This window comes from Methylobacterium fujisawaense, from assembly GCF_039619325.1.
GTDB lineage: Bacteria > Pseudomonadota > Alphaproteobacteria > Rhizobiales > Beijerinckiaceae > Methylobacterium > Methylobacterium fujisawaense.
In genome coordinates this window covers 3,671,667-3,696,850 of record NZ_CP155000.1, presented here as the reverse complement: position 1 = coordinate 3,696,850, position 25,184 = coordinate 3,671,667, and the positions used below count along the sequence as shown (strand labels likewise).

Below are 25,184 nucleotides of genomic sequence, written 5' to 3'. Positions count from 1 at the left end.
ACGCCGGGTCAAACCCGCTCGACCCCACGCTGGGACCGACCGTCCCATAATCCTCCGGCGGCCGCTCTAAACGCAGCATTAACCTTGTTCAGTGATTTGCTGGATCCTTGAAAGCTTCGCGGGGGCCGTACCTGCCGCCGCGCAAGGATGGCAAATCATGCGGCTGATCGTCGGCACACTGATCGTCTTCGTCTGCGTGTTCGGCAGCTACGCGGCGATGGGTGCCCACTTGGCAGTCCTTTGGCAGCCGTTCGAGTTTGTCATTATCCTCGGTGCAGCCATCGGTGCCTTCGTCATCGGCAACACAGGGCCGGTGCTCAAGGCCGTGCCCGCCATGCTGGGCACACTGATGAAGGGCCCCAAATACACGCAGAACTCCTATGTCGAACTGCTGGGGATGCAGTATTCACTGTTCAAACTCGCGAAGCAGAAGGGTTCAATGGCGCTCGAGCCGCACATTGAAAACCCGGGCGAGTCGACGCTGTTCAACGCCTTTCCGACCTTTGCAGCGAATCATCACGCGGTCGAGTTTGTCTGCGACTACATGCGCATGGTGTCGCTGGGTGCCAACAACGTCCATGAGATCGACGCTCTCATGGATCAGGAACTGGAGACGCACCACCAGGAGCAGGAGCGGGTCGTGTCTGCCATGCAGGCGCTCGCCGACGGAACACCGGCGCTCGGCATCGTCGCCGCCGTGCTCGGCGTGATCAAGACGATGGGGGCGATCAAGGAGCCGCCGGAGGTGCTGGGGCATCTGATCGGCGGCGCGCTCGTCGGCACCTTCTTTGGCGTCTTCGTCGCCTACGGCTTCTTCGGGCCCATGGCGCAGTCGCTCAAGAGCCTCTTCGAGGCCGAATCCAAATACTACCTTTCCCTCAAGGCGGGCCTGCTCGCCCACATCGGCGGCCAGCCGCCGGTCATGGCGATAGAATTTGCCCGCAAGTCTCTGATGAGCGACGTCCGCCCGACCTTCAGCGAAGTGGAAGCGGCAACCGCCGCTCTGCCCGCCCAGATCTGACCCGCTATCCGGCAGGGATTCGATGACCACGATCATCATCAAGAAGGTCAAGAAGGCCGCTCACGCCCACCACGGCGGGGCCTGGAAGATCGCCTATGCGGACTTCGTGACCGCCATGATGGCGTTCTTTCTGCTGATGTGGCTGATCAGCATGACGACGCAGGAGCAGAAGATCGGTTTGGCGGAATACTTCTCGCCGGCGGCTTTGAGCCCTGCAACCAGTGGCGCGGGCGGGATCCTGTACGGCACCGCCCTGGACACGTCAGGCAACAAGCCGTCCACGCCCCGCGACGCGGAGCGGGGTTCTGCCGAGCGGGAGGACAGAGTGCGCCCGACCAGTCCGGGCCGCACCAGCGATCTCGATGCCAGCCGACCGGCCGCCAGCACGGAGGTGAACTACAGCGCCATAGCCAGCCTCCGGCAGGCGCTCCAGACGATGCCCGACATCGCCGAGCTGTCGAAGAACATCGTGATCGAGCAGACCAAGGAGGGCGTGAACGTGTCCCTCGTGGACCAGGACGGCCGCGCCATGTTCCGCGAGGGCTCTGTCGACCCCTACGAGCGCACCCGTCGCGTGCTGGAGGCGCTCGCGCCCGCCCTGCGCCGGCTGCCCAACAGCCTGTCGATAACCGGCCACACGGCCGCCGCACGCCCGGGCTCGGCGCGGACCGCCGAACCCTGGAATCTCACCGCCGGGCGTGCGCTCGCCGTGCGCGAGATCCTGTCGGGTGCCGGGGTTCCCAACGACCACTTCTCGTCCGTGGTGGGACGCGCCGACACCGAGCCGGTTTTCCCCGACAATCCCTACATCGCGCCGAACCGACGGGTGACGATCACTCTGCTCAATGCGAGCCCGCCGGTGCCCCCGAACCTGCTTCGTTGACGACGAGGCGCCGCGCCGCCTCGGACGACAACGGCGAATCGCCGTCGAGGCCGCCCATCGGATCATCGTGGCGCATCACGCGCTTTGCACAGGACCACAGGCTACACCGTCGCTTCTGGCGCGCGTGCGGAGACGGAGCGGGCGGCCTACGAACAGGCCCGGCGTGTCTGCGCCGCGCGCCTTGCGTCAGCGCCCTCAGCGGAGCCACAGGATCCACCCCCAGGGGAGGGGGTCGGCCTGTCGGGATGGCTTTCGAGGCGCGGGAACGAATGGAGGTCGCGGTCCGGCCACGGGCCTCAAGCCGCACGGGGCGAGAGACCGTCGAGAAATCAACCCCAGAGACCTGAGCGGCGTCCGCTTCCCCCACCTCGATTCCCGAAAGCGGACCGGCGGCAAACCACCCATCTGAGACGCTCGGAGGTTATCGGCGCCAGCAGGGCATGGCCGAAAGAGGAACGACCGCTTTGGAGAAGGCTGGCCAGAGAAGCGGACGGCCTCTTATCGACCCAACATGGTCGCCCAGACGCGTCTCCCCTTTGCCCGAAACCGGACGCGAGACCGACGCTTGGCGACGAGGGCTCACGAGACCCGGGGTGCTGTCACCGAACGTTACACAGAAGCCCAGCAGGGTCACACCGCAGCTACGTCGCGTGGTGACAAAGCTTCCAGCCGCCCTGACCACTATGCGGCGATGGAGGATCACAGATGCCCGATGAGGCCGAAGTCATCCACGTGGCGTGGGGTGCAAGCAGGGCGGACACCATCCGTGACGCTCTTCGGTCACAGGGCGACGAAGCGCGGGTCATCGCGCTCTCGGGCGACCTGAATTTCGGCCCCATCAATCCGCCGGACCCAGATGTTCGACACGCGTGGCTCAGAGCCGTCCTGCGACCCGATCCCTACGCCGACCAGCGCGAGGCAGAGGAGCCATGGATGGAAGCCACGTCGACCCGCGTGCATCCCGTCTATTGGGTTTGCATGAGCGACGCGACCGAGCACGCCAGTTTCCTCGAATTTGCGTTCCGCATGAATGGCCGCCCCTTCGACATCATCGACGCCACAGCCCTCGACTTCGTCACGCGTGACGGCGTCCGAAGGCCCTGGTCGCTCGGGATCATGCGTCGCGAGGACATCATCGCGTCCCGCCTGAGGGACAGGCGACGTGTCTTCTCTCGCTCCGAGTGCAATGCTGCCGCAGCGAGGTGGGCAGCATTGAGGAGCGAGGATGCACCGCTGCGCATCGTGCGCAATGGCCGCTTGGTATCGGCACCGCTGACACACTACGACGCCGTGCTCATCGCTCAGGCCGCGACAGACTGGGAGGTCGCGGCGAGGGTGATCGGTCGCACCTTGCACCACCTCGCCGTTGAGGTTGATCCGCCGGGTCAGGGCGTCAGCGATATCGTGCTGTTCGGTCGTATTCAGGCCCTCGGGGATGCGGGAAACCTTGAGATCAAGGGACCGGGACCGGGGATGCGCGATTACGAGATCAGGAAGCCCACCGCCGGTTTAATAGCCTGAGGTGTCAGATGAGGGGCGGCTACCCGGCATCCGCATACCGAGGCTCTTGTAGCGGGTCTGGATGGTAGATTGAGCGGACGTCTCGTTCTGCGCCGCTGATCCTCCAAAGGAGACCGGCGGAAAACCACCCGACCCGGACATTCGTCCGGTCACGCGGATCACGTGCGAACCCCGGGCTCGGCCCGTTCGAGACCGAACCCCGGTCACGCAACCTCCGCGGCCGATCGAACCTTATCCGGCCGAGACCCGGAGACCGACCATGACCCAATCGCAGAAGCACGCGCTGATCGTCGGGGCCTCGCGGGGCCTGGGGCTCGGCCTCGTCGAGACATTCCTGGCCCGCGGCTGGCGCGTCACCGCCACCCAGCGCAGGCCGTCCCCCGCCCTCGCCGGCCTCGGCTCGGAGGCCCTGCGCGTCGAGACCGCCGACATCGACGACGATCCCGGCGTCACCGCCCTGCACGACCGGCTGGCCTCCGAGCGCTTCGACCTGATCTTCGTGGTGGCCGGTGTCGCCACCCTGGCGCACGACCCGGCGCACGCGGTGCCCCGGGATGTCGCCGCGCAGGTCTACCTCACCAACGCGATCAGTCCGATCCGCTTCGCCGAGGCCTTCCTGGATCGCCTCGTCCCTGGCGGCAGCATCGCGCTGATGAGTTCGATCCTCGGCAGCGTCGGCCTGAACGAGACCGGTGGCTGGGAGACCTACCGGGCCAGCAAGGCGGCGCTGAACACCCTGGCGCGCAGCTTCGAGATCCGGCACCGGGCGGAGAACGTCTCCGTGCTGATCCTGCATCCGGGCTGGGTGCGCACCGAGATGGGCGGGGCGGAGGCCGACATCGACGTGGCGACCAGCGTCACAGGCCTCGCCGACGTGATCGGGGCGCAGCTCGGCCGGCCGGGCGCCCACTACCTCGACTACCGGGGCGAGACGCTGGCGTGGTGACGCGGTCGTCCTGACGGCCGCTCAGCGGCGCGGGTCGAGGGGTCGGCTGCGCCGCTCGATCACCACGGTCGGGCGGGTGCGGCGCTCGACCACCACGGTGCGGGGTGCCCGGCTCGGGCTCGCATGGGTCAGGATCCGCTCGGGGACCCGCTCCGGCTTGGCCTTCTTGGCCGCCAGGACGTGCGGGCGGACCTCGTCGGCCGGCAGGCCCATCAGGCCGGCGGCGATCTCGACCTGCTGCTCGACATCGTCGGCGAGGTCCTGCGCGGCGGCGACCGCCTCGTTCACCGTCGGCGGCTCGCGGCGGACGCGGATCGGCGGCAGGTCGGCGAAGCTCTTCTGTGTCTTCTTCACGGGGCGACTCGCGGTCTTCATAACTTCGAACATAGCGCCTTCCGCGCGGGTTGTGCAGTGCATCAAAAACGTGTGATGGGCGCCTTGGGCACATGTCTCGCGGATCCGGAACGGAGATGTGACGCGCCCCGGGGCATCCGGTGCCTCATCGGCCGGGCATCCGAGCATTCCGGCGGCGGAATCCGGGCCGTCCAGGCCCCTGTACCGCTCGGCGCGGCATAGTGGCGCAGAGGAGCGTCCGGAAGCGTCGCTCCGGCGCGACCGCGCTGACCCGCTCGTCAGCCCGGCAGGGTCGGATTCATGGTAGGATCTGCGCATGAGCGAACCCCTCGATCCCCGGCTGACTCCGGCCCGGCCGCATGTCGCCGATCTCCGCCTGCGGGACCGCGTCACGGCGGCGCGGTACGTCGCCGGTACGCCGCGGCGCGTGACCGCGCTGTCCGCGCCGCTGCGCCGCGAGCCCGATCCCGGCGCGGGGCTCGACACCGAGGCGCTCCTCGGCGACGCGGTCGATCTCTACGACGCGGCCGAGGGCTTCGCCTTCGTGCAGCTCGCCCGCGACGGCTATGTCGGTTACCTGCCCGCCGACAGCCTGGGCCCGGCCGATCCGGAGCCGACGCACCGCGTCACGGCCCTGCGCACCTTCCTGTATCCCGAACCGGACCTGAAACGGCCGGTCCTCGGGCATCTCAGCCTCGGCGCCCGCCTCGTGGCGACCGGTGAGTCGGGCGCGTATCTGGAGACCCGCGGCGGCTATGTGTTCGCCCGGCATTGCGCCTCCGTGGAGAGCCGCGAACCGGATTACGTGGCCACGGCCATGCGGCTGGCCGGGACCCCCTATCTCTGGGGTGGGCGCACCAGTCTCGGGCTCGACTGCTCCGGTCTGGTGCAGCTCTGCCTGGACATGGCGGGGCTGCCCTGCCCCCGCGACGCCGACATGCAGGAGAGGGCCCTCGGGCAGGCATTGCCCCTCGACCTCGCGCACCTGCGCCGGGGCGATCTCGTGTTCTGGCGCGGCCATGTCGGGCTGATGCGCGATCCCGAGACGCTGATCCACGCCAACGGCCACCACATGGCGGTGGCGGCGGAGCCGCTGGCGGAGGCGGTCGCCCGCATCGAGGCGCACAGCTTCGGCGCCGTGACGGGCATCCGGCGGCTTTAGCCGGCTGTGCCGGCGCCCTGCGCATAGACGAGACGGGTGTCGCTCACGAAAACCGTCTGTCCCCCACCGCGGACGGCGCAGCGGCCCTGCGTGACGCTCTGCGAACGGCGCGGGTCCAATTCCCGCGGCAATCGTGCTACAGAGCGGCTCCGCTTCCCTCTTCCCGCCCGGTTCCTGGGCCAGTCCTGTTGACAGGACCGCCCCGCCCTCGCCACATCCCCCTCATGACCGTCGAAATCGCGACCACCGAGCCCGTTCCGGGCACCGCCGGCAAGCCGCCGCTGGAAATCCTGCTCTGCGCCCCCCGCGGCTTCTGCGCCGGCGTGGTGCGGGCCATCGATGTCGTGGAACGGGCTCTCGCCATCTACGGGCCGCCCGTCTACGTCCGTCACGAGATCGTGCACAACAAGTACGTGGTCGAGAGCCTGAAGCGGAAGGGCGCCGTGTTCGTCCGCGAACTCGACGAGGTGCCGGACGGCGGCGCCCCGGTGATCTTCTCCGCCCATGGCGTGGCGAAGACCGTGCCGGCCAACGCCGATTCGCGCGGGCTCACCACCATCGACGCCACTTGCCCCCTGGTGACCAAGGTCCACCGCGAGGCCGAGATCCATCACAAGCGCGGCCGCCACGTGCTGCTGGTCGGCCATTCCGGGCATCCGGAGGTGGTGGGGACCATGGGCCAGCTGCCCAAGGGCTCGATCACCCTGGTTGAGGATCTCGACCAGATCGCGGCGCTCACCCCGGACAATCCCGACAACCTCGCCTGGGTCACCCAGACGACCCTGTCGGTGGACGACACAAGGCACATCGTCGACGCCTTGAAGAAGAAGTTCCCGACCATCACCGGGCCGCACAAGGACGACATCTGCTACGCCACCACGAATCGCCAGGAGGCGGTGAAGCAGGTGGCCCCGCTGGTGGACGCCCTGATCGTCGTCGGCTCGTCGAACTCCTCGAACTCGCAGCGCCTGCGCGAGGTCGCCGAACGCGTCGGCTGCCCGATCACCCGTCTGGTGCTCCGCGCCGAGGAGATCGACTGGCCGGCCTTCGAGGGCATCCGCAAGCTCGGCCTGACCGCCGGCGCCTCGGCGCCCGAGGTGCTGGTGGAGGAGATCATCGACGCGTTCGCGGCCCGCTACGACGTGATCGTCGACACGGTCTCGACGGTGATCGAGGACATGGTCTTCCCGCTGCCGCGGGAGCTGCGCAGCGAGGCCGCCGAGTAGGCGGTCCAGGCCGACACGCGGGCCTGAGGCTCGGCATGCTCTATGCGGGGGCGCTTCGGCGCCCCTTGCCATGTTGACCTTCCGAAATCAGAGCGCGAACACGTGGCCGTCTACACCGAGGTATCCGACGCGGCGCTCGCCGACTTCCTGTCCGCCTACGCGATCGGCAGCCTGCTCTCCTTCAAGGGCATCGCCGAGGGGGTCGAAAACTCGAATTTCTTCCTGCACACCACCCAGGGCTCCTACATCCTGACCCTCTACGAGAAGCGGGTCCGGGAACAGGACCTGCCGTTCTTCATCGGGCTGATGGAGCACCTCTCGGCCCGCGGCCTCGCCTGCCCGCAGCCCGTGCGGGACCGGGCCGGCCAGGCCCTCGGACAGCTCTGCGGCCGCCCCGCCGCCATCGTGAGCTTCCTGGAGGGCGTCTCGGTCAAGACGCCGGGCGTCGAGCATTGCCGGGCGCTCGGCCGGGCGCTGGCCGAGCTGCACGCCGCCGGCCGGGACTTCCCGATGGTGCGGGAGAACAACCTCTCGGTATCCGCGTGGCGGCCGCTCTTCGCGCAGGCCGAGGACCAGGCCGATTCGGTCGAGCCCGGTCTCGCGGCGCGCACCCGGTCCGACCTCGCCGTCCTCGAGGCACACTGGCCGCGGAATCTGCCAAGCGGCGTGATCCACGCGGACCTGTTCACCGACAACGTCTTCTTCATCGGCGATGCCCTGTCGGGCCTGATCGACTTCTACTTCGCCTGCACGGACGCCTTCGCGTACGACCTCGCGGTCTGCCTCAACGCGTGGTGCTTCGAGGCCGACGGCACCTTCCACCGGGACATGGCGGCCGGGCTGATCGCCGGCTACGAGGCGGTGCGGCCGCTCGAATCCGCCGAGGTCGCGGCCCTGCCGATCCTGTGCCGGGGCGCCGCGCTCCGCTTCATGCTCACCCGGCTGGTGGACTGGCTGAACGTGCCCCCGGGCGCCCTGGTGAAGCCGAAGGATCCGCGGGAATTCGATCGCCGGCTCACTTTCCACCGGCAGGCCCAGGACGCGCGAGATTACGGGCGGCCGCGCTGAGGGCCCGGTGAGCGCCGACGCGACCGGGCCGGGCGGCCAGGCCGCGGCCGAGCCGAAGCGCGTCACGATCTACACGGACGGCGCCTGCTCAGGGAATCCCGGGCCCGGCGGCTGGGGCGCGATCCTGATCTTCGGCGACACCCGGAAGGAGCTCTCGGGGGGCGAGGCCCACACCACCAACAACCGCATGGAGATCCTGGCGGCGATCGAAGCGCTGGAGGCCCTGAAGCGCCCCTGCCGCGTCGACCTGTTCACGGACTCCCAGTACCTGCGCCAGGGCATCACCAGCTGGATCCACGCCTGGAAGGCCCGGGGCTGGCACACCGCCGACAAGAAGCCGGTGAAGAACGAGGATCTGTGGCGGCGGATCGACGCCGCTCGCGAGCGGCACGACGTGGCGTGGCACTGGGTGAAGGGCCATGCCGGCGACCCGCTCAACAACCGGGTCGACGCGCTCGCCGTCGCCGCGATGCTGCCGTTCAAGCGCCGCTGAAACCGGATCCGGGTTCAGCGCTCCGCGACCACGACCGCGCCCTCGTTTCCCGCTCGGCGGCCACGGCGGAGCGCCGTGCAGGACGCGCATGGCCGCGTCGGCCACATCGTGCGCGATGATGGAACGACGGTGCACGACCGGCTCCCGCCCGCTGGGCAGACGGCCGGGTCGATCGAGCGCGGGACGATCCCTCCAGCAGGCCGCTCTTCGCCAACCGCTCGTCGAGGGCGATGGCGGGAGCCGGGTTGTCGAACGCCGTCAGATCGTCGATGGCGTCGCGGTCCGGAAAGCGCCTGTCGACGATGACGCGCCCCCCGCCCGAGGCAACCCTCTCGACGCCGGAAGGCTGTCGCATCCTCACGAATGGGGAAGGCTATGGGGAAGGCTATCGTACGGCCGCCCGGCGGAGAACCGATCAGGCGGCCCCTTCTCAGTCGGTCTCGCCGTCGAGACCCAGCCAGTGGCGGCCGTCGCGAGCCAGGAGTGCGTCGGCTTCCTTCGGGCCGGCACTGCCCGCCGGATAGAAGGTCACCTCTCCCTGCGGCCAGCCCTTGAGCAGCGGATCGACCGCCGCCCAGCCGGCCTCGATGTTGTCGGCGCGCTGGAACAGCGTCGCGTCGCCGGTCATGCAATCGTAGAGCAGCGTCTCGTAGCCGACATTCGGCCGGTCGGCGAAGAAGTCCTTGTAGCGGAAGCCGGACCGGACCCGGCCGATCGCCATCTGCGGCCCCGGTACCTTGACGTTGAATTCGGTGCTGACCCCGTGATCGGGATCGATCTGGATCCGCATCACGGTGGGCGCGAGATCGGCGGTGGGCGTGTCCTCGAACATCTTGAACGGCGCCGGCTTGAACAGCACCGCGATCTCGGTGCGCCGCCCGGTCATGCGCTTGCCGGTGCGGACGTAGAACGGCACCCCGGCCCAGCGCCAGTTCTCGATGTTGAGCTTCAGGGCGATGTAGGTCTCGGTGACCGAGTCCTTCGCCACGTGCGGCTCGTCCCGGTAGGCGGGCACGTCGCGCCCCTCCGAGGTGCCGGCCGTGTACTGGCCGCGCACCGCATCCTCGGGCGGGATCGGCTTCACGGCCTCGGCGAGCTTGGCCTTCTCGGTGCGCACGGCCTCCGCGTCGAAGGAGTTCGGCGGCTCCATGGCGACCATGCAGAGGAGCTGGAACATGTGGTTCGGCACCATGTCGCGCAGCGCCCCGGTCGGCTCGTAGAAGCCGCCGCGCTCCTCGACGCCCACCGTCTCGGCCGCCGTGATCTGGATGCTGTCGATGTATTCCCGCCGCCAGACCGGCTCCAGCAGCCCGTTGGCAAAGCGGAACGCCATGATCGACTGCACGGTCTCCTTACCCAGGAAGTGGTCGATCCGGTAGAACTGGCTCTCGTCGCCCTGTTTGAGGATCCGGGCATTGAGCGCCCGGGCCGATTCGAGATCGGAGCCGAACGGCTTCTCGATCACCACGCGGCGGAAGCCGTCGCCCTCCTGCTTGAGCAGCCCGGCCTGACCGAGCCCGTCCACGATGGTCCCGAAGAAGCGGGCCGCCACCGCGCAGTAGAACACCGCGCTGCCGGTGACCCTCTGCTTCACGGCCGCGTAGGTCTCGGGCTTCTCGAAATCGCCCTTGAGGTAGTGGAGCCGGTCTCGGATGAAGCCCCAGCTCTTCGGGTCGATGTGGTCGGCGTGGAACTCCGAGGTCGGGTCCTTGCTGAACGCCTCCAGGGTCTGGGTGAGGTTGTCGCGCAGGGATTCGTCAGTGCCGTCGTTGTGGTCGATGCCGAGGATCGAGAAGCCTTCGGCCAGGAGCCCCGCGCCCGCGAGATTGTAGAGCGAGGGCATCAGCAGGCGCTTCGTCAGGTCGCCACCGGCCCCGAAGATCACCAGCGTACAGGGCGGTGCCGGCTGCGTGCCGCAGGCTGCCGTATCCTTGAGGGCTGTCGTCGGCTCGGCCATCCCTGACTCCCGTCTGGCTGCAGTGCGGCAAACCGGCCTGACAACCCGCTACGGCGAGGCCCGTTCCGGCGCCTATGGGGCTATGCTGCGCCGGGTCCAGGATCAAGGAACCCCGCATGCATACCCGGTTCCTCGAACCCTGAGCCCACAGCCACGTCTTCCGGGGCGACCGACACCGTCACGCCCTTCGACGCCGCCGGACCCTGGGCCGCTTTGCGACGTCGCGCCGATGCGGAGGGTTGCATCACCGGACGGCCTCGACCGGAAGCCGGCCGCCCGCGCCCGCAAATCCCTACTCGTCGGGGCGCACCGCCTGCCCGCCCCGGTCGATCGGCAGGCTCGGACCCTTCAGCTCGGAATCGCTCGGCAGCGAGCGCACGTCCCACCCGCCGCCGAGGGCGCGGATCAGCGTGACCGCCGCAGTGAAGCGGCTCAGCCGCACCTGGAGGGCGTTGACCTCGTTGTTCACGAGCAGGCTCTGCGCGGTCACCACCGTGGTGAAGTTCTGGGTGCCGGCCCGGTACTCGTTGAGGGTGATCTCCACGGCCTTGCGCGACAGGTCCACGGCGGTGTCCTGCGCCTTCTGCTGCTGGCCGAGGATACGCAGGGCCGCCATCTGGTTCTCGACCTCGGCGAAGGCGGCCAGCACCACCTGCCGGTAGCCGGCCACGGCAGAATCGTAGCCGGCCTCGGCCGAGCGCAGGGCCGCCGTGCGGGCGCCGCCGTCGAACAACACCTCGCTGCCGGAGGCCGCCACAGACCAGACCTGGTTGGCGGCCGAGAGCAGGCCGTTGCGGGTCGCCCCCGAGATGCCGCCCTGGGCCGAGATGGTCACGGTGGGGAAGAAGGCCGCCACCGCAACGCCGATGCGCTCGCTCTGCGCCTGGACGAGGCGCTCGGCCTGGGCCACGTCCGGGCGCCGTTCCAGGAGGTCGCCGGGGATGCCCACCGGCACGCCGGGTGGATTGCGCGGGATTCCGGCCACCGGGATCGATACCTCCGAGGGCGGGCGCCCGATCAGGGTGGCGATGGCGTTGACGTACTGCACGCGGGTCAGGCGAACCGCGATGGCCTGGGCCTCGATGGTCTGGACCTGGGTCTGCGCGGTGATCACGTCGGACCGGGCCGCGACGCCCGCGGCGTACTGGTTCTCGGTGATCGCCAAGGTCTTCTTGAAATTCTCGACGTTCTCCTCGAGCACCTTCTGGAGCGAATCCGCGTAGCGCACCGTCAGGTAGTCGGCGGCGATCTCCGCCTGGATGCTCAAGCGGGTCAGCGCGAGGGTGGCGGCGTCGGATTGCGCCAGGGCCGCCTCGCTCTCGATGGTCCGGCGCGTGCCGCCGAACAGGTCGAGCTCCCAGCTCGCCTGGCCGAGCAGCGCCACGTTGGTGCGTGTGGTGGTGCCGCTGCCGGTCCGGGTGATGCTCGGCGCGCCGATCACCGTCGGATACAGGGCGGCCTGCGCGGAGGCGACGAGGGCCCGGGCCTGCCGGTAATTCGCCACCGCCTGCCGGAGGGACTGGTTGTCGACGTCGACGAGGCGGATCAGCCGGTCGAGATTCGGATCCCGAAAGACCCGCCACCAGTCGCCGCGCTCCACGGCGTCGTTGGGCCGGGCCTCGCGCCAGCCGTTCTTGCGCGCCGCGACATAGGCCGGGCTGTCCTCGCGGACGCCGCCCTGCTTGTACGCGAAGGGCGTCTCCACAGAGGGCCGGGTGTAGTCGGGGCCGACCACGCAGCCGGCGAGGAGCGGGGCGGCGAGGAGGAGGGATGCGAGGGTGCGGCGCCGGCGATTGGCAGCGGCAGGTTCGCGGCTCAACAATCCGACGGACGCAGGCGTCATGCCCACCCGCACCCTCATGCTGAGGTGCCGGAGCGCAGCGGAGACCTCGAAGGACGGCTCCAGCCAGACGCGCGATCCCTGGAACCCTCCTTCGGGGCCCGCTGCTGCGGGCACCTCAGGATGAGGGCGTGGGTTGGACAGATGTTCACACCCGACCGGAGCCGCCGCTGTTTCACGTGAAACCTTAACCATCACTCTCCGGCCGGCAGCGCCGCTTCTCCGCCCCGTCCCGCGCGCCTGCGCCGGTTGAGCACCCTGTGCCGGAGGCGATCGAGGGTGAGGTAGACGACGGGGGTGGTGTAGAGGGTCAGGATCTGGCTCACAATCAACCCGCCGACGATGGCGATGCCGAGCGGGCGGCGCAGCTCCGCGCCCTCGCCGTTGGCCAGGATCAGCGGGACGGCGCCGAGCATGGCCGCCAGCGTCGTCATCATGATCGGCCGGAAGCGCAGGAGACAGGCCTCGCGGATCGCGTCCACGGGATTCGCGCCCCGGGTCCGCTCGGAATCGATCGCCACGTCGATCATCATGATCGCGTTCTTCTTCACGATGCCGATGAGCAGGAACACGGCGATCAGCGCGATGATGGTGAAGTCGGTGCCGGTCACCAGCAGCGCCAGCACGGCGCCGACGCCGGCCGAGGGCAGGGTGGAGAGGATCGTCAGCGGGTGCACGAAGCTCTCGTAGAGGATCCCCAGGACCGCGTAGACCGCCAGGATCGCCGCCAGGATCAGCAGCGGCTGGCGGGAGGCCGAGGCGACGTAGTTCTTGGCCGCGCCGGCATACTCGCCGTGGATCGTGGCCGGGAGCTGCAGGGAGGCCATGGCCCGGTCGATGGCGTCGGTGGCGTCCGACAGGCTCTTGCCCGGGGCGAGGTTGAACGAGATCGTCGTCGCCACGAACAGGCCCTGGTGGCTCACCTGCACGGGGGCGCTGCCGGGCTCGATCCGCGCGAAGGCCGAGAGCGGCACCATCGTCTCCTTGGCGGCCGAGACGGGCGCGCTCGACGAGGCCCCGCCCTTGCTCGCCGCGATGGCGTTGGAGGAGGCGTTGCGGGCCGAGTCGGACGCGATGGCGGCGGCGTTCGAGGCGGTATCGGCCGTGCTGGTGGCGGAGGCGGCGGCCGCCGCCGCGACGGCGCCCGCGCTGCCCGAGCCGCCCACCGCCCCGGAGCCGGTGGCGGCGCCGGTCGCGGCACTCGCCGATGACCCGCTGCCCGGGCTGCTGGTGCCGGTCGCCGTGTTGATGTTGACGGTCCCGCCCGCCGCCACCGTGCCGGCGACCGCGTTGGTGGTGGCCGAGCCCGGCGCGTTGCCGCCCGAGGTCGAGACGTAGATCTGCTTGAGCGTCTCCGGCGTCTCCAGGTAGCGCGGCGCGATCTCCATCACGACGTGGTACTGGTTCAGCGGATTGTAGATCGTCGAGACCTGACGCTGGCCGAAGGCGTCGTAGAGAGTGTTGTCGATCTTGATCGGCGTGATGCCGTAGCGGAACGCGGTCGCCCGGTCGATCACGACCCGGCTCTCCAGCCCGCCCTCCTGCTGGTCCGAGGTCACGTCCGCGAAGGTCGGATCCTTCTGCAGGGCCGCCACCAGCTTCGGGGCGGCGGCGAACAGCTCCGCGGCGGTGTCGCCCTGAAGGGTGTACTGGTATTGGGCGAAGCTCTGGCGCCCGCCCATCTGCAGGTCCTGGCGCGGGAAGACGTAGAGGCGCGCCCCCGCAACTTGTGCGAGCTTCGGCCGCAGCCGCGCCATGACGGCGGAGATCGGCGCCCGCTCGTTGAGCGGCTTCAGGCCGACGAAGACGTTGGCCGAGTTGGTGCCGCGGCCCCCCGTGAAGCCGACGACGCTTTCCACCGCCGGATCCGCGCCGACGATCGCGGTCGCCTGCTTGAGCTTCTTCTCCATGGACTGGAACGAGATGCGCTGGTCGGCCTGGATACCGCCCATCATCTGCCCGGTATCCTGCTCGGGGAAGAAGCCCTTCGGGACGATGATGTAGAGGTAGACGTTGAGGCCGACTGTGGCGAGCAGGCTCAGCAGCACGAGCCGCGGATGGGCGAGCGCCACCGCGAGGGTCCGTTCGTAGGCGCCGAGCAGACGCGAGAAGCCGCCCTCCAGCATCCGGATCAGCCAGTTCGGCCGGCGGCCCGCCGGGGGGGCGCCGTTGGGGCCGTGCCCCTCGGCCCGGAGGAGCCGGGCGCACATCATCGGCGTCGTGGTGAGCGAGAGGACCAAAGAGATCAGGATCGACAGCGACAGGGTGACGGAGAATTCCTGGAAGATGCGCCCGACGAGGCCGCCCATCAGCAGGATCGGCAGGAACACCGCGATGAGCGACAGGCTCATCGAGATCACCGTGAAGCCGACCTCCCGGGCGCCGATCAGCGCCGCCTGGAGCCGGGGCTTGCCCTCCTCGATGTGCCGCTGGACGTTCTCCAGCACCACGATGGCGTCGTCGACCACGAAGCCGGTGCCGATGATCAGCGCGGTCAGCGACAGGATGTTGAGCGAGTAGCCGAGCAGGTACATCGCCGAGAAGGTGCCGATGATCGAGATCGGCACGGCGACCGCCGGGACCAGGGTCGCCCGCCAGGAGCGCAGGAAGGCGAAGACCACCAGGATGACGAGGCCGACCGCCACCAGCAGCGTCTCCTCGGTGGCCGAGAGCGAGGCGCGGATCGTGGCGCTGCGGTCGCCGGTGAGCTTGATGTCGATGCCGCCCGGCAGCGCCGCGGTGATCTGCGGCAGGGCCTCCTTCACGGCGTTGATGGTCTCGACCACGTTGGCGCCGGGCTGCTTGTAGACGAACAGCAGCACGCCGGGCTTGCCGTTGACGATGCCGAGGTTGCGCTTGTCCTCGACCCCGTCGAGCACCTCCCCCACGTCGGTGAGCTTCACCGCGGCGCCGTTGCGGTAGGCCACGATGATGTCGCGGTAATCGGCGGCCTTGCGGCCCTGGTCGTTGGCATAGAGTTGGTAGCGGCGGTCGCCCGCATCGATCTCGCCCTTGGGCGAGTTGGCGTTGGCCGAGGCCAAAGCCGCCCGGATGCCTTCGAGGCCGATGCCGTAGTTGAACAGGGCCGTGGGATCGAGCTCGACCCGCACCGCCGGCAGGGACGAGCCGCCGATATCGACATTGCCGACACCGGGCAGCTGCGACAGCTTCTGCTGCACCACGGTGGCGGCGGAATCGTAGACCTGCCCGCGGGTGAGCGTCTCCGAGGTCATGCCGAGGATGATGATCGGCGTGTCGGCGGGGTTGAACTTCCGGTAGGTCGGGTTCTGCCGCAGAGAGGCCGGCAGGTCGGCGCGGGCCGCGTTGATGGCGGCCTGGACGTCCCGGGCCGCGCCGTCGATGTCGCGGTTCAGGCCGAACAGCAGCACGATCCGGGTGGAGCCGAGGGCGTTCGTCGACGTCATCTCGTTGACGTCGGCGATGGCGCCGAGCCGCCGTTCGAGCGGCGCCGCCACGGTGGTGGCCATGGTCTCGGGCGAGGCGCCGGCCATCTGCGCCTGGACGAGGATGACCGGGAAGTCGATCTGCGGCAGCGGCGCCACCGGCAGCTTCAGGAAGGCGAACACGCCCGCCAGCAGCACGCCGATCGTGAGCAGCGTGGTCGCCACCGGCCGTCGGATGAACGGCTCGGAGATGTTCACGGCAGCGCCTCGCCGGCCGCGAGATCGGGCCCCCGCCGCCCGGAAATCCGCCGCTCCAGCCGGTCGAAGGCCAGGTAGATCACCGGCGTCGTGAACAGCGTCAGCACCTGGCTGACGATCAGGCCGCCCGCGATGCAGATGCCGAGCGGCTGGCGCAGCTCCGAGCCCACGCCGGTGCCCAGGATCAGCGGCACCGCGGCGAACAGAGCCGCCAGCGTCGTCATCAGGATCGGCCGGAAGCGCAGGAGGCAGGCCTGGAAGATCGCCTCCCGGGGCTCGAGCCCGTCCTCGCGCTCCGCCTGGAGCGCGAAGTCGATCATCATGATGGCGTTCTTCTTCACGATGCCGATCAGCAGGACGATGCCGATCACCGCGATGATGTCGAGCGACAGGCCGAACAGCATCAGGCCGAGCAGGGCCCCGATCCCCGCCGACGGCAGGGTCGACAGGATGGTGATCGGGTGGATGAAGCTCTCGTAGAGCACGCCGAGCACGATGTAGACGGTGACGATCGCCGCCAGCACGAGGAACAGCTCGTTGCCGAGCGCCGACTGGAAGGCGAAGACTGAACCCTGCGGCACCACCCGGAACGAGGGCGGCAGGCCGATCTCGGCCTTGACCGTGTCGATCGCCTCGACCGCCTGACCGAGGGCGGCGCCCGGGGCGAGGTTGAACGACACGGTGGTGGCCGGGAACTGGCCGAGATGCGAGATCAGGAGCGGCGCCCGCCGCTCGCTGATCCGCGCCACCGCGGAGAGCGGCACCTGCCCGTTGGTCGCCGTGGAGGAGGGCAGGTAGATCGCGTCGAGGCTGCGCAGGGTCGTGTGCAGCTTCGGATCGGCCTCCAGGATCACCCGGTACTGGTTGGACTGGGTGAAGATCGTCGAGATGATGCGCTGGCCGAAGGCGTCGTAGAGGGCGTTGTCGATCGTGGCCGGGGTGATGCCGTAGCGGCCGGCGGTGGGCCGGTCGATGGTCACGTAGGCGGCGAGCCCCTGGCCCTGGTGGTCGCTCGCCACGTCCGCCACCACGGGCGACTTCGCCAGCGCCGCGGTGAAGCGCGGCACCCAGGTCTCGAAATCGTCGATGTTCGGGCTCTCGAGAATGACCTGGTACTGGGTCGCCGAGACCGCCGTGTCGATGGTCAGGTCCTGGACCGGCTGCATGTACAGCCGCATGCCCGGCTCGTTCGCGACCGCCGCCGAGATCCGCCGGATGATCGCGCTGGCCGAGGCCGTGCGCTCATCCCGGGGCTTCAGGTTGATCAGCATCCGGCCGGAATTGAGCGTGACGTTCTGGCCGTCGACCCCGATGAACGAGGACAGGCTGGCCACGTTCGGGTCCTTGAGGACGATCTCGGCCATGCGCTGCTGGCGCTCGGCCATGGCCGCGTAGGAGACGGACTGGTCCGCCTGGGTGATGCCCTGGATCACGCCCGTGTCCTGCACGGGGAAGAAGCCCTTGGGGATCACCACGAACAGGTAGACGGTGAGCCCCAGCGTGCCGAGCGCCACCAGCAGCGTCAGGCCCTGGTGGTCGAGGACCACCCGCAGGGAGCGTCCGTACGACGCGATGGTGGCGTCGATGGCGCGCCGGCCGAGACGGGAGAGCACGCCCTCCCGGCGGCGGGTCTCGGCCTCGGGCACGTGCTTCAGGAGCCGCGCGCACAGCATCGGCACCAGCGTCAGCGAGACCACCGCCGAGATGATGATGGTGGCCGCCAGCGTGATGGCGAATTCGTGGAACAGCCGCCCGACCACGTCGCCCATGAACAGCAGCGGGATCAGCACCGCGATCAGCGAGACGGTGAGCGAGATGATGGTGAAGCCGATCTCGCGGGAGCCCTTGAGCGCCGCCTCCAGGGGCGAGTCGCCCGCCTCCACGTGGCGGGCGATGTTCTCGATCACCACGATGGCGTCGTCGACCACGAAGCCGGTGGCGATGGTCAGCGCCATCAGCGACAGGTTGTCGAGGGAGAAGCCGTAGAGGTCCATCACCGACAGGGCGCCGATCAGCGACAGGGGCACGGACAGGCTCGGGATCAGGGTCGCCGACAGGCTGCGCAGGAACAGGAAGATCACCAGCACCACCAGGGCGATGGCGAGGCCCAGCTCGAACTGCACGTCCTCCACGGAGGCGCGGATCGTGGTGGTGCGGTCGGTCAGCGGCGCCACCGCCACGGCGGCCGGCAGGCTCGCCTGGAGCTGCGGCAGCAGCGCCTTGATCTTGTCGACGGTGGCGATGACGTTCGCGCCGGGCTGGCGCTGGATGTTGAGGATCACCGCCGGCGTCGCGTCGGCCCAGGCGCCGAGCTTGGTGTTCTCCGGCCCCTCGACCACGTCGGCGACCTCCGAGAGCATCACCGGGGCGCCGTTGCGGTAGGCGATGATCGCCGAATTGTAGGCCTTCGGGTCGCGGATCTGGTCGTTGGCGTTGATCGCGTAGGACTGCGTCGGCCCGTCGATCGTGCCCTTGGGCGTGTTGACGTTGAGGTTGGTGATCGTGGTGCGCAGGTCGTCGATGTTGAGCCCGTAGGCGGCGAGCGCCCGGGCGTTGAACCGCACCCGCACGGCCGGGCGCTGGCCGCCCGAGATGCTCACGAGGCCGACGCCCGCCACCTGGCTGATCTTCTGCGCGAGGCGCGATTCGGCGAGGTCGCGCACCTGGGTGAGCGGCAGGGTCTTCGACGTCAGCGCCAGGGTGAGGACCGGCGCGTCGGCCGGGTTGACCTTGGCGTAGATCGGTGGCGCCGGCAGGTCCGAGGGCAGCAGGTTGCCGGCGGCGTTGATCGCCGCCTGGACCTGCTGCTCGGCGATGTCGAGGGACAGGTCCAGGCTGAACTGCAGGGTGATGACCGAGGCCCCCGCGGAGGATTGCGAGGTCATCTGGTTGAGGTTGGCGAGCTGCCCGAACTGCCGCTCCAGGGGCGCCGTCACCGAGGAGGTCATCACCTCGGGGCTGGCGCCGGGATAGAAGGTCTGGATCTGGATCGTCGGGTAGTCGACGGCCGGCAGGGCCGAGACCGGCAGGTTCAGGTACGACACGCCGCCGACGATCAGGATCGCCAGCATCAGCAGGGTCGTCGCCACCGGGCGCAGGATGAAGAGGCGGGACGGGTTCATGGGCGCGACCCTTCCGCGCCGGACAGCCTGCGCTGCAGGGAGGCTTGAATCGGGGGGCACGGACGTCCCATCCGCGCCCTCATCCTGAGGTGCCGAAGCGCAGCGCAGGCCTCGAAGGAGCCCTCCAGCCGGGCGCGCGATCCCTGAAGCCCTCCTTCGAGGCGGTGTCGCCGCACCTCAGGATGAGGAGGAGACTGGGACTGACCTTCCGGAATCTCCCCGACTCCGCGGAAGGGGGAGGGGAGGCCGCGGGTCCCGCGCGCCAGACCCGTCCTCACTGCGCCTGACGGCGCCGGTGCCGACGACCGCCCTCCGCTGTCCCTGGGGCATCCGCCGCCGCGTCGGTCGGCGCGCCGGACTTCACCTCACCCTTGCCGTCGGGCTTGGACTCCGCGGCCTTCCCGTCCCCTGCCGCCGCCTGTGCGCCCTCCGTGATCCGCACCGGGGCGCCGTCCTTCAGCCGGTCGGTGCCGTCGGTGACGACCCGATCCCCGGGCTTCAGGCCCGAGACCACCACGGTGTTGGTCCCGTCGGTCTCGCCGGTCTTGATCGGCCGGACCGTGACCTTGTTGTCCCCGTCCATCAGGTAGACGTAGGTGCCGGGCGTGCCCTGGAGCAGGCTCGCATTCGGCACGAGCGCCGCGCCCCGCACCGTGTCGACGGTGAGCTTGGCGTTCACGAACTGGTTCGGGAACAGCTCCTCGTCGCCGTTGTCGAACAGCGCGCGCAGCTTCACCGTCCCGGTGGTCGTGTCGATCTGGTTGTCGACCGTGTCGAGCCGGCCGGCGGCGATCTCGTGGGCGTCGCCGCGGTCGTAGGCCCGCACGGTCAGCTTCGCGCCCGCCCGCACCTGCCGCATCACCCGCGCCACGTCGTCCTCCGGCAGGGTGAAGATCACCGAGATCGGGTGGAGCTGGGTCACCACCACGATCGCCGTGGAGGCGGCCGAGATGTAGTTGCCCTGGTCGACCTGACGCAGGCCGACCCGCCCGTCCACCGGCGACGTGATGTGCGTGTAGGCGATGTTGAGCTTCTGCTGGTCGACCAGCGCCTGATCGGCCGCGACCGTGCCCTCGTTCTGCTTCACCAGGGCGCCCTGGGTGTCGACGTTCTGCTTCGAGATCGAGTCCTGCCGGTTCAGGGTCTGGTAGCGCTGCAGGTCGAGCTTCGAGTTCTGCAGGAGCGCCTGATCGCGGGCGAGCTGGCCCTGGTACTGGGCGAGCAGCGCCTCGTAGGGCCGGGAATCGATCTGCGCGAGTTCGTCGCCGGCCTTCACGGTCTGGCCCTCGCGGAACTTCACCTGGGTGAGATAGCCGCTGATCTGCGACTTCACCGTCACGGTGGCCAGCGGCGTCACTGTGCCGAGGCCCTGGAGCACCACCGGCATGTCGCCGGTCGTGACCGCCGCGACGCCCACCGCCTGCGGCATGTCGGCGCCGCCGTGCCGGCCGCCGCGGCCGCCGCCCTTGTGCGCCGTCGCGGGCTCCGCGCCCTTGTCGGTGCGCGCCTCGTACCAGCGATGACCGATCGCCCCGGCGCCGGCGAGCAGCATCAGGATCACGAGCCAGCGGATCGGCCGGAAGCGCCGCGTCCGGACCTCCCGCGCGGGCGCCTCGCCGGGCTGGTAAGCCCGGGCCGTGTCGATCCGGATCGGTGAACTCTCGTTCATGCCTGACTAGAGCACATGCCGGTCGCCTGCGCGACCGGCGGCACCCTATCCCTCGCTGTCGAAGCCCCCACTCCGCCTCCGGAACGCCGCGTCCCGAAGACCTGTCCTGAAGCCGCCCTGTCCCTCGGGAACCGACGGCTCCGATCCCGTGTGCGGGAGCATACGCCCATAAAGCTGTCCGGGCCCCGAACGGCTCCTTACCGCGGCGACATGTTCACCTGCGGGTTCACCTGCGAGGTCACCTGCGAGGTCACCTGTCGGTGCACTTACCGGTGCCCGGCCAATGCGCCGTCACTAGGGCGGCGACGTTTCAGTCGTGTTGCTGGGTCCCGCCGGCCGCATCCGGCGCCGCATAGGCCCGCAGCACCGCGCGGAAGGCGTCATCCACCGGGGTGACGGTCATGGCGCGGCGCAGGCCGATTCCGACGCCGCCGATCAGCAGCGCCAGGATCAGGCAGCCGAGGACCGTGCGTGAGGAAGGCCGCATCGTCGCATCCGGAAGACCCGCCCGACGATCGGAGCGGCCGCCTCCGGACATGCCGAAAGGGCCACCGACCCGCAAGTCGATGGCCCTTCTTGGGGACCGGAGCGGAACCCCGCTGACGGAGCGAGGGGGCGAAGCTCCGTCGGCGTGTGCGCCGCTCCGGCCGTGATCCGAACCTAAGATACGGGTGATGAATGTCAACATTCGTCAGCCGGCGCGTGCGCGTCGGAATCCGGGTCTGTGCGACCGCGCACATTCCGCAACGCGCGGCGCCCATGCTACAGGCCGGCGATGCCGACCCCCTCGATGCCCGGCGCCCACAGCCGCGCCCCCTGCCGCGCCGCATGAAGCCCGCCTTCATCAACCCCGTCTTCGACGCCCTCCCCACGACGGTGTTCGAGACCATGTCCCGGCTCGCGCGGGTCCACGGCGCGATCAATCTCGGCCAGGGCTTCCCCGACGATCCCGGGCCGGAGGACGTGCGCGAGCGGGGCGCGCGGGCGCTCCGCGACAGCTGGAACCAGTATCCCCCGATGATGGGGCTGCCGGCCCTGCGGGAGGCGGTCGCCGCCCATTACGCGCGGCACCAGGGTCTCGTCCTCGACCCGGAGACCGAGGTGATGGTCACCTCCGGGGCCACGGAGGCGCTGGCCGGCGCGCTCCTGGCGCTGATCGAGCCCGGCGACGAGGTCGTGCTGTTCGCGCCCATGTACGACGCCTACCTGCCCCTCGTGCGGCGGGCGGGCGGCGTGCCGCGGATCGTGGCGCTGCAACCCCCGGCCTTCCGCCTCGACGAGGCCGCGCTGGCGGAGGCCTTCGGGGCGCGGACCCGCGTCGTGGTGCTGAACAATCCCCTCAACCCGAGCGCCACGCTGTTCGCCCCCGAGGATCTCGACCTGCTCGCCCGCTACTGCCAGCGGTTCGACGTGACCGCGCTCTGCGACGAGGTCTGGGAGCACGTGGTGTTCGACGGTGCGCGCCACCGGCCGCTGATGGCGCTGCCCGGGATGCGGGAGCGGACCGTCAAGATCGGCTCGGCGGGCAAGATCTTCTCGCTCACCGGCTGGAAGGTCGGCTTCGTGATGGCCGATGCCCGGCTGATGCGCGGGCTCGCCAAGGCGCACCAGTTCCTCACCTTCACCACGCCCCCGAACCTCCAGGAGGCGGTGGCCTACGGGCTGGGCAAGCCGGCCCCGTGGTTCGAGGCCATGCGCGCCGGCTATGCCCGGTCCCGCGACCGGCTCGCGGACGGCCTGCGCGGCCTCGGCTACACCGTGCTGCCGGCCCGGGCCACGTGGTTCCTCAACCTCGACGTCGCGAATCTCGGCTACGCCGACGACGCGGCATTCTGCGAGGCGCTCGTCACCCGGCATGGCGTCGCGGCGATCCCCGTGAGCGCCTTCTACCCGGACGCCGCCGTCCGCAACATCGTCCGGCTGTGCTTCGCCAAGGACGACGCCACCCTGGATGCGGCCCTCGACCGCATGAGCGGTCTTGCCGGGAGGGCGGCGTGACCCGCGGCGGCCCCGTCCTTGCGGGGATCCGACCGGGGGGCCACATCGTTGCGGACGATGGCTTCCCGACGGATCCCGACCATGGACTTCACCCAGGCTGCCCAGGCCGGGCGTTTCGCCCGTGCCGAGACGTTCCCTGGGGGCGCGACGCCCTCCAACCCCGCCTTCCTGAAGGCGGATCTCGGCCGGGAGGCGAGCCTCGCCCGGCTGGAGACGCTGGCCCACCTGATGGACACGGCCTTCGTCATCCCGGGCATCAACCGGCGGGTCGGGTTCGACGCGCTGATCGGCCTCGTGCCGGTGATCGGCGACGTGGCCGGCATGGTGATCTCCTCCTTCATCGTCTACGAGGCGAAGCGCCTGGGCGCGCCGCGCTGGCTGCTGGCCCGGATGGGGATGAACGTCGCCTTCGACGGGCTGATCGGTGCGGTGCCGCTGGCGGGCGACCTGTTCGACGCCGCCTTCAAGGCCAACCGCCGCAATGTCCGTCTGCTGCGCCGCTGGATGGAGCGCAGCGGCGGTCTGCGTCCCACCGAGATCGAGGGCACCGCGACCCGGCTCGACGGCTGAGCCCCCTCAGCCGCTCCCCGTCCGGCCGGTCCTGGGGCTGCGCGAATCTCAGGGCGAGTCCCTGGGCAAGTCTCTGGGCAAGCCCCGGGGCAGCGGCATGGCGCGCGGCACGGGCCGGGAGACAGCACGGATGAACGAGGTCACGCGTCCCGGCGAGAGCGAGGTCGTGCCCGCGCCGATGCCCGGCGCCCAGCCGCTGGTCCTGCGGCCGGACGAGGGGGCACCGGTCCCGGTCGCCGCCGCGGGCCGGCGTACCCGCCTGTCGCCGCTCAACCGGCGCCGCCTCGACAATTTCCGCCGCAACCGGCTCGGCTACGGGTCATTCCTGATTTTCGCGGTCCTGTTCGTCCTCAGCCTGTTCGCGGAATTCATCGCCAACGACCGCCCGATCCTGCTGTCCTACAAGGGCGAGTGGCTGGTCCCGGTGCTGGTCGACTATCCCGAGGAGAAGTTCGGCGGCTTCCTCGCGACGACCGATTACCGGTCCTCGGAGATCCGCAAGGAGATCGCGGCGAACGGCTGGGCGCTCTGGCCGCCGATCCCGTTCTCGTACGACACGATCAACGAGGATCTGCCGACGCCGTCGCCGTCCCCGCCCACCTGGATGCTCACCGACGCGCAATGCCGGCCCGTGGCCGAGAAGCTCGGCGGCACGGGCTGCGCGGACATTCCCTGGCACTGGCTCGGCACCGACAACACCACCCGGGACGTGCTCGCGCGGGTGATCTACGGCTTCCGAATCTCGGTGCTGTTCGGACTGATCCTGGCTGCGGTCTCCTCGGTGATCGGCGTCGTCGCGGGGGCCGTGCAGGGTTATTTCGGCGGCTGGGTCGATCTCGCCTTCCAGCGCTTCATCGAGGTCTGGGGCGGCATCCCGACCCTCTACCTGATCATCATCATCTCGGCCTTCATTGCCCCGGGCTTCTTCGTCCTGCTCGGGATCATGCTGCTGTTCTCGTGGGTGGCGCTGGTCAGCGTCGTGCGCGCCGAGTTCCTGCGAGCCCGGAATTTTGAATACGTCCGGGCCGCGCGGGCGCTGGGCCTGTCGAACATCCGCATCATGACGGTTCATCTGCTGCCGAATGCCATGGTGGCGACCCTGACCTTCCTGCCGTTCATCCTGAACGGCTCGATCACCACCCTGACGTCCCTGGACTTCCTCGGCTTCGGCCTGCCGCCGGGCTCCCCCTCCCTCGGAGAGCTTCTCGCGCAGGGCAAGGACAATCTCACCGCGCCGTGGCTCGGATTGACCGGCTTCCTGGTCATCGCCGTGATGTTGAGCCTGCTCGTCTTCGCCGGCGAGGCTGTGCGCGATGCCTTCGATCCGCGTAAGACTTTCGTCTAACGTCGCGATCGGCGGGCGAAAATGACGCAGGCGCCCCGCCCGTCTTTCCACAACTGTACGAAGATCGAGCGTTGTCCCGGCATGACCGCAGGGCAATCGTGAGCGATCGTCTAGGTGCGCCCTCGGTCCGGGCGGTAAAGGTCTCTGCCGCCAGCGAAAACCCGGCTCCAGGATCCGGCTAGCATTCGTGGGACCGGCGGGGATAAAGCGCTTCAGAAGTGCGCCTCAAGTGCCATCAATGCAACCATACCCTGTAAGCCCAGCCGCGTGATCGAGGTTTAGACTTCTGCACGATCACAGATAATTGTATGAATCGCCTTGCATTTTCTGGACGCTGTCTTAACTCG

18 protein-coding genes are annotated in these 25,184 nt (G+C 69.4%); 11 read left to right on the top strand and 7 right to left on the bottom strand.

Features of this window, described 5'->3' with window-relative positions:
- Positions 1–157: 157 nt before the first annotated feature.
- The 4 genes from motA to ABC766_RS17475 all read left to right on the top strand — a co-directional run bounded on the left by motA (position 158) and on the right by ABC766_RS17475 (position 4,371).
- Positions 158–1,021 (top strand): flagellar motor stator protein MotA, encoded by an 864-nt coding sequence (gene motA, locus ABC766_RS17490; protein ID WP_043346294.1) that lies wholly within the window; start codon positions 158–160, stop codon positions 1,019–1,021.
- 22 nt (positions 1,022–1,043) lie between these two features.
- Positions 1,044–1,904 (top strand): flagellar motor protein MotB, encoded by an 861-nt coding sequence (locus ABC766_RS17485; RefSeq protein ID WP_043346296.1) that lies wholly within the window; start codon positions 1,044–1,046, stop codon positions 1,902–1,904.
- Positions 1,905–2,609: 705 nt separating this feature from the next.
- A complete protein-coding gene (locus ABC766_RS17480) occupies positions 2,610–3,425 on the top strand; it encodes a DUF3658 domain-containing protein (RefSeq protein ID WP_345819129.1) in 816 nt (271 codons plus the stop codon).
- A gap of 259 nt (positions 3,426–3,684) precedes the next feature.
- A complete protein-coding gene (locus ABC766_RS17475; RefSeq protein ID WP_043346306.1) occupies positions 3,685–4,371 on the top strand; it encodes an SDR family oxidoreductase in 687 nt (228 codons plus the stop codon).
- A gap of 21 nt (positions 4,372–4,392) precedes the next feature.
- Here ABC766_RS17475 and ABC766_RS17470 read toward each other — a convergent pair whose 3' ends face one another.
- The gene (locus ABC766_RS17470) at positions 4,393–4,725 is read right to left on the bottom strand and encodes a hypothetical protein (RefSeq protein WP_236952744.1); all 333 of its coding nucleotides are present in this window, start codon (positions 4,723–4,725) and stop codon (positions 4,393–4,395) included.
- 316 nt (positions 4,726–5,041) lie between these two features.
- On the opposite strand from ABC766_RS17470, the gene ABC766_RS17465 reads away from it, so the two are divergent.
- The 4 genes from ABC766_RS17465 (at position 5,042) to rnhA (ending at position 8,674) form a co-directional block, all read left to right on the top strand.
- On the top strand, positions 5,042–5,887 hold the full coding sequence (locus ABC766_RS17465) for a C40 family peptidase (protein ID WP_345819128.1): 846 nt from the start codon (positions 5,042–5,044) through the stop codon (positions 5,885–5,887).
- Between the two features lie 224 nt (positions 5,888–6,111).
- Positions 6,112–7,113, top strand: a complete 1,002-nt coding sequence (gene ispH / locus ABC766_RS17460) for a 4-hydroxy-3-methylbut-2-enyl diphosphate reductase (protein WP_043346311.1) — start codon at positions 6,112–6,114, stop codon at positions 7,111–7,113.
- A 102-nt stretch (positions 7,114–7,215) separates the two neighbouring features.
- The gene (locus tag ABC766_RS17455; RefSeq protein ID WP_043759606.1) at positions 7,216–8,181 is read left to right on the top strand and encodes a homoserine kinase; all 966 of its coding nucleotides are present in this window, start codon (positions 7,216–7,218) and stop codon (positions 8,179–8,181) included.
- A 7-nt stretch (positions 8,182–8,188) separates the two neighbouring features.
- A complete protein-coding gene (rnhA, locus tag ABC766_RS17450; protein WP_345819127.1) occupies positions 8,189–8,674 on the top strand; it encodes a ribonuclease HI in 486 nt (161 codons plus the stop codon).
- Between the two features lie 430 nt (positions 8,675–9,104).
- Here the strand turns inward: rnhA and zwf are convergent, their stop codons facing one another.
- The 6 genes from zwf to ABC766_RS17420 form a co-directional block, all read right to left on the bottom strand.
- Positions 9,105–10,631 carry a glucose-6-phosphate dehydrogenase gene (zwf, locus tag ABC766_RS17445; RefSeq protein WP_043346314.1) on the bottom strand — a complete coding sequence of 509 codons (1,527 nt, stop codon included), beginning with the start codon at positions 10,629–10,631 and terminating at the stop codon, positions 9,105–9,107.
- Positions 10,632–10,923: 292 nt separating this feature from the next.
- A complete protein-coding gene (locus ABC766_RS17440) occupies positions 10,924–12,474 on the bottom strand; it encodes an efflux transporter outer membrane subunit (RefSeq protein WP_425285095.1) in 1,551 nt (516 codons plus the stop codon).
- A 191-nt stretch (positions 12,475–12,665) separates the two neighbouring features.
- The gene (locus tag ABC766_RS17435; protein ID WP_345819126.1) at positions 12,666–16,133 is read right to left on the bottom strand and encodes an efflux RND transporter permease subunit; all 3,468 of its coding nucleotides are present in this window, start codon (positions 16,131–16,133) and stop codon (positions 12,666–12,668) included.
- The gene (locus tag ABC766_RS17430) at positions 16,130–19,255 is read right to left on the bottom strand and encodes an MdtB/MuxB family multidrug efflux RND transporter permease subunit (protein ID WP_345819125.1); all 3,126 of its coding nucleotides are present in this window, start codon (positions 19,253–19,255) and stop codon (positions 16,130–16,132) included. Before ABC766_RS17430 ends, ABC766_RS17435 begins: the two co-directional genes overlap by 4 nt.
- A 274-nt stretch (positions 19,256–19,529) precedes the next feature.
- Positions 19,530–20,924 carry an MdtA/MuxA family multidrug efflux RND transporter periplasmic adaptor subunit gene (locus ABC766_RS17425; protein WP_345819124.1) on the bottom strand — a complete coding sequence of 465 codons (1,395 nt, stop codon included), beginning with the start codon at positions 20,922–20,924 and terminating at the stop codon, positions 19,530–19,532.
- A 310-nt stretch (positions 20,925–21,234) separates the two neighbouring features.
- Positions 21,235–21,411, bottom strand: a complete 177-nt coding sequence (locus ABC766_RS17420) for a hypothetical protein (RefSeq protein ID WP_345819123.1) — start codon at positions 21,409–21,411, stop codon at positions 21,235–21,237.
- Positions 21,412–21,752: 341 nt separating this feature from the next.
- Here ABC766_RS17420 and ABC766_RS17415 point away from each other — a divergent pair, with 341 nt between their 5' ends.
- From ABC766_RS17415 to ABC766_RS17405, 3 genes are all read left to right on the top strand, one after another.
- Positions 21,753–22,922, top strand: a complete 1,170-nt coding sequence (locus tag ABC766_RS17415; RefSeq protein ID WP_345822791.1) for an aminotransferase — start codon at positions 21,753–21,755, stop codon at positions 22,920–22,922.
- An 81-nt stretch (positions 22,923–23,003) separates the two neighbouring features.
- Entirely contained in the window at positions 23,004–23,492 is a 489-nt protein-coding gene (locus ABC766_RS17410) for a DUF4112 domain-containing protein (RefSeq protein WP_043346332.1), read from the top strand.
- Between the two features lie 130 nt (positions 23,493–23,622).
- Positions 23,623–24,837, top strand: coding sequence for an ABC transporter permease (locus ABC766_RS17405; protein WP_043346336.1), 1,215 nt, complete (start codon positions 23,623–23,625; stop codon positions 24,835–24,837).
- The last annotated feature ends 347 nt before the right edge of the window (positions 24,838–25,184 follow it).

Bases quoted from the DNA above. Each gene is read 5' to 3' on its own strand.
- motA (WP_043346294.1), top strand. From the start codon at position 158: ATGCGGCTGATCGTCGGCACACTGATCGTCTTCGTCTGCGTGTTCGGC.
- ABC766_RS17485 (WP_043346296.1), top strand. From the start codon at position 1,044: ATGACCACGATCATCATCAAGAAGGTCAAGAAGGCCGCTCACGCCCAC.
- ABC766_RS17480 (WP_345819129.1), top strand. From the start codon at position 2,610: ATGCCCGATGAGGCCGAAGTCATCCACGTGGCGTGGGGTGCAAGCAGG.
- ABC766_RS17475 (WP_043346306.1), top strand. From the start codon at position 3,685: ATGACCCAATCGCAGAAGCACGCGCTGATCGTCGGGGCCTCGCGGGGC.
- ABC766_RS17465 (WP_345819128.1), top strand. From the start codon at position 5,042: ATGAGCGAACCCCTCGATCCCCGGCTGACTCCGGCCCGGCCGCATGTC.
- ispH (WP_043346311.1), top strand. From the start codon at position 6,112: ATGACCGTCGAAATCGCGACCACCGAGCCCGTTCCGGGCACCGCCGGC.
- zwf (WP_043346314.1), bottom strand. From the start codon at position 10,631: ATGGCCGAGCCGACGACAGCCCTCAAGGATACGGCAGCCTGCGGCACG.
- ABC766_RS17440 (WP_425285095.1), bottom strand. From the start codon at position 12,474: ATGACGCCTGCGTCCGTCGGATTGTTGAGCCGCGAACCTGCCGCTGCC.
- ABC766_RS17430 (WP_345819125.1), bottom strand. From the start codon at position 19,255: ATGAACCCGTCCCGCCTCTTCATCCTGCGCCCGGTGGCGACGACCCTG.
- ABC766_RS17425 (WP_345819124.1), bottom strand. From the start codon at position 20,924: ATGAACGAGAGTTCACCGATCCGGATCGACACGGCCCGGGCTTACCAG.
- ABC766_RS17420 (WP_345819123.1), bottom strand. From the start codon at position 21,411: ATGCGGCCTTCCTCACGCACGGTCCTCGGCTGCCTGATCCTGGCGCTG.
- ABC766_RS17415 (WP_345822791.1), top strand. From the start codon at position 21,753: ATGAAGCCCGCCTTCATCAACCCCGTCTTCGACGCCCTCCCCACGACG.
- ABC766_RS17410 (WP_043346332.1), top strand. From the start codon at position 23,004: ATGGACTTCACCCAGGCTGCCCAGGCCGGGCGTTTCGCCCGTGCCGAG.
- ABC766_RS17405 (WP_043346336.1), top strand. From the start codon at position 23,623: ATGAACGAGGTCACGCGTCCCGGCGAGAGCGAGGTCGTGCCCGCGCCG.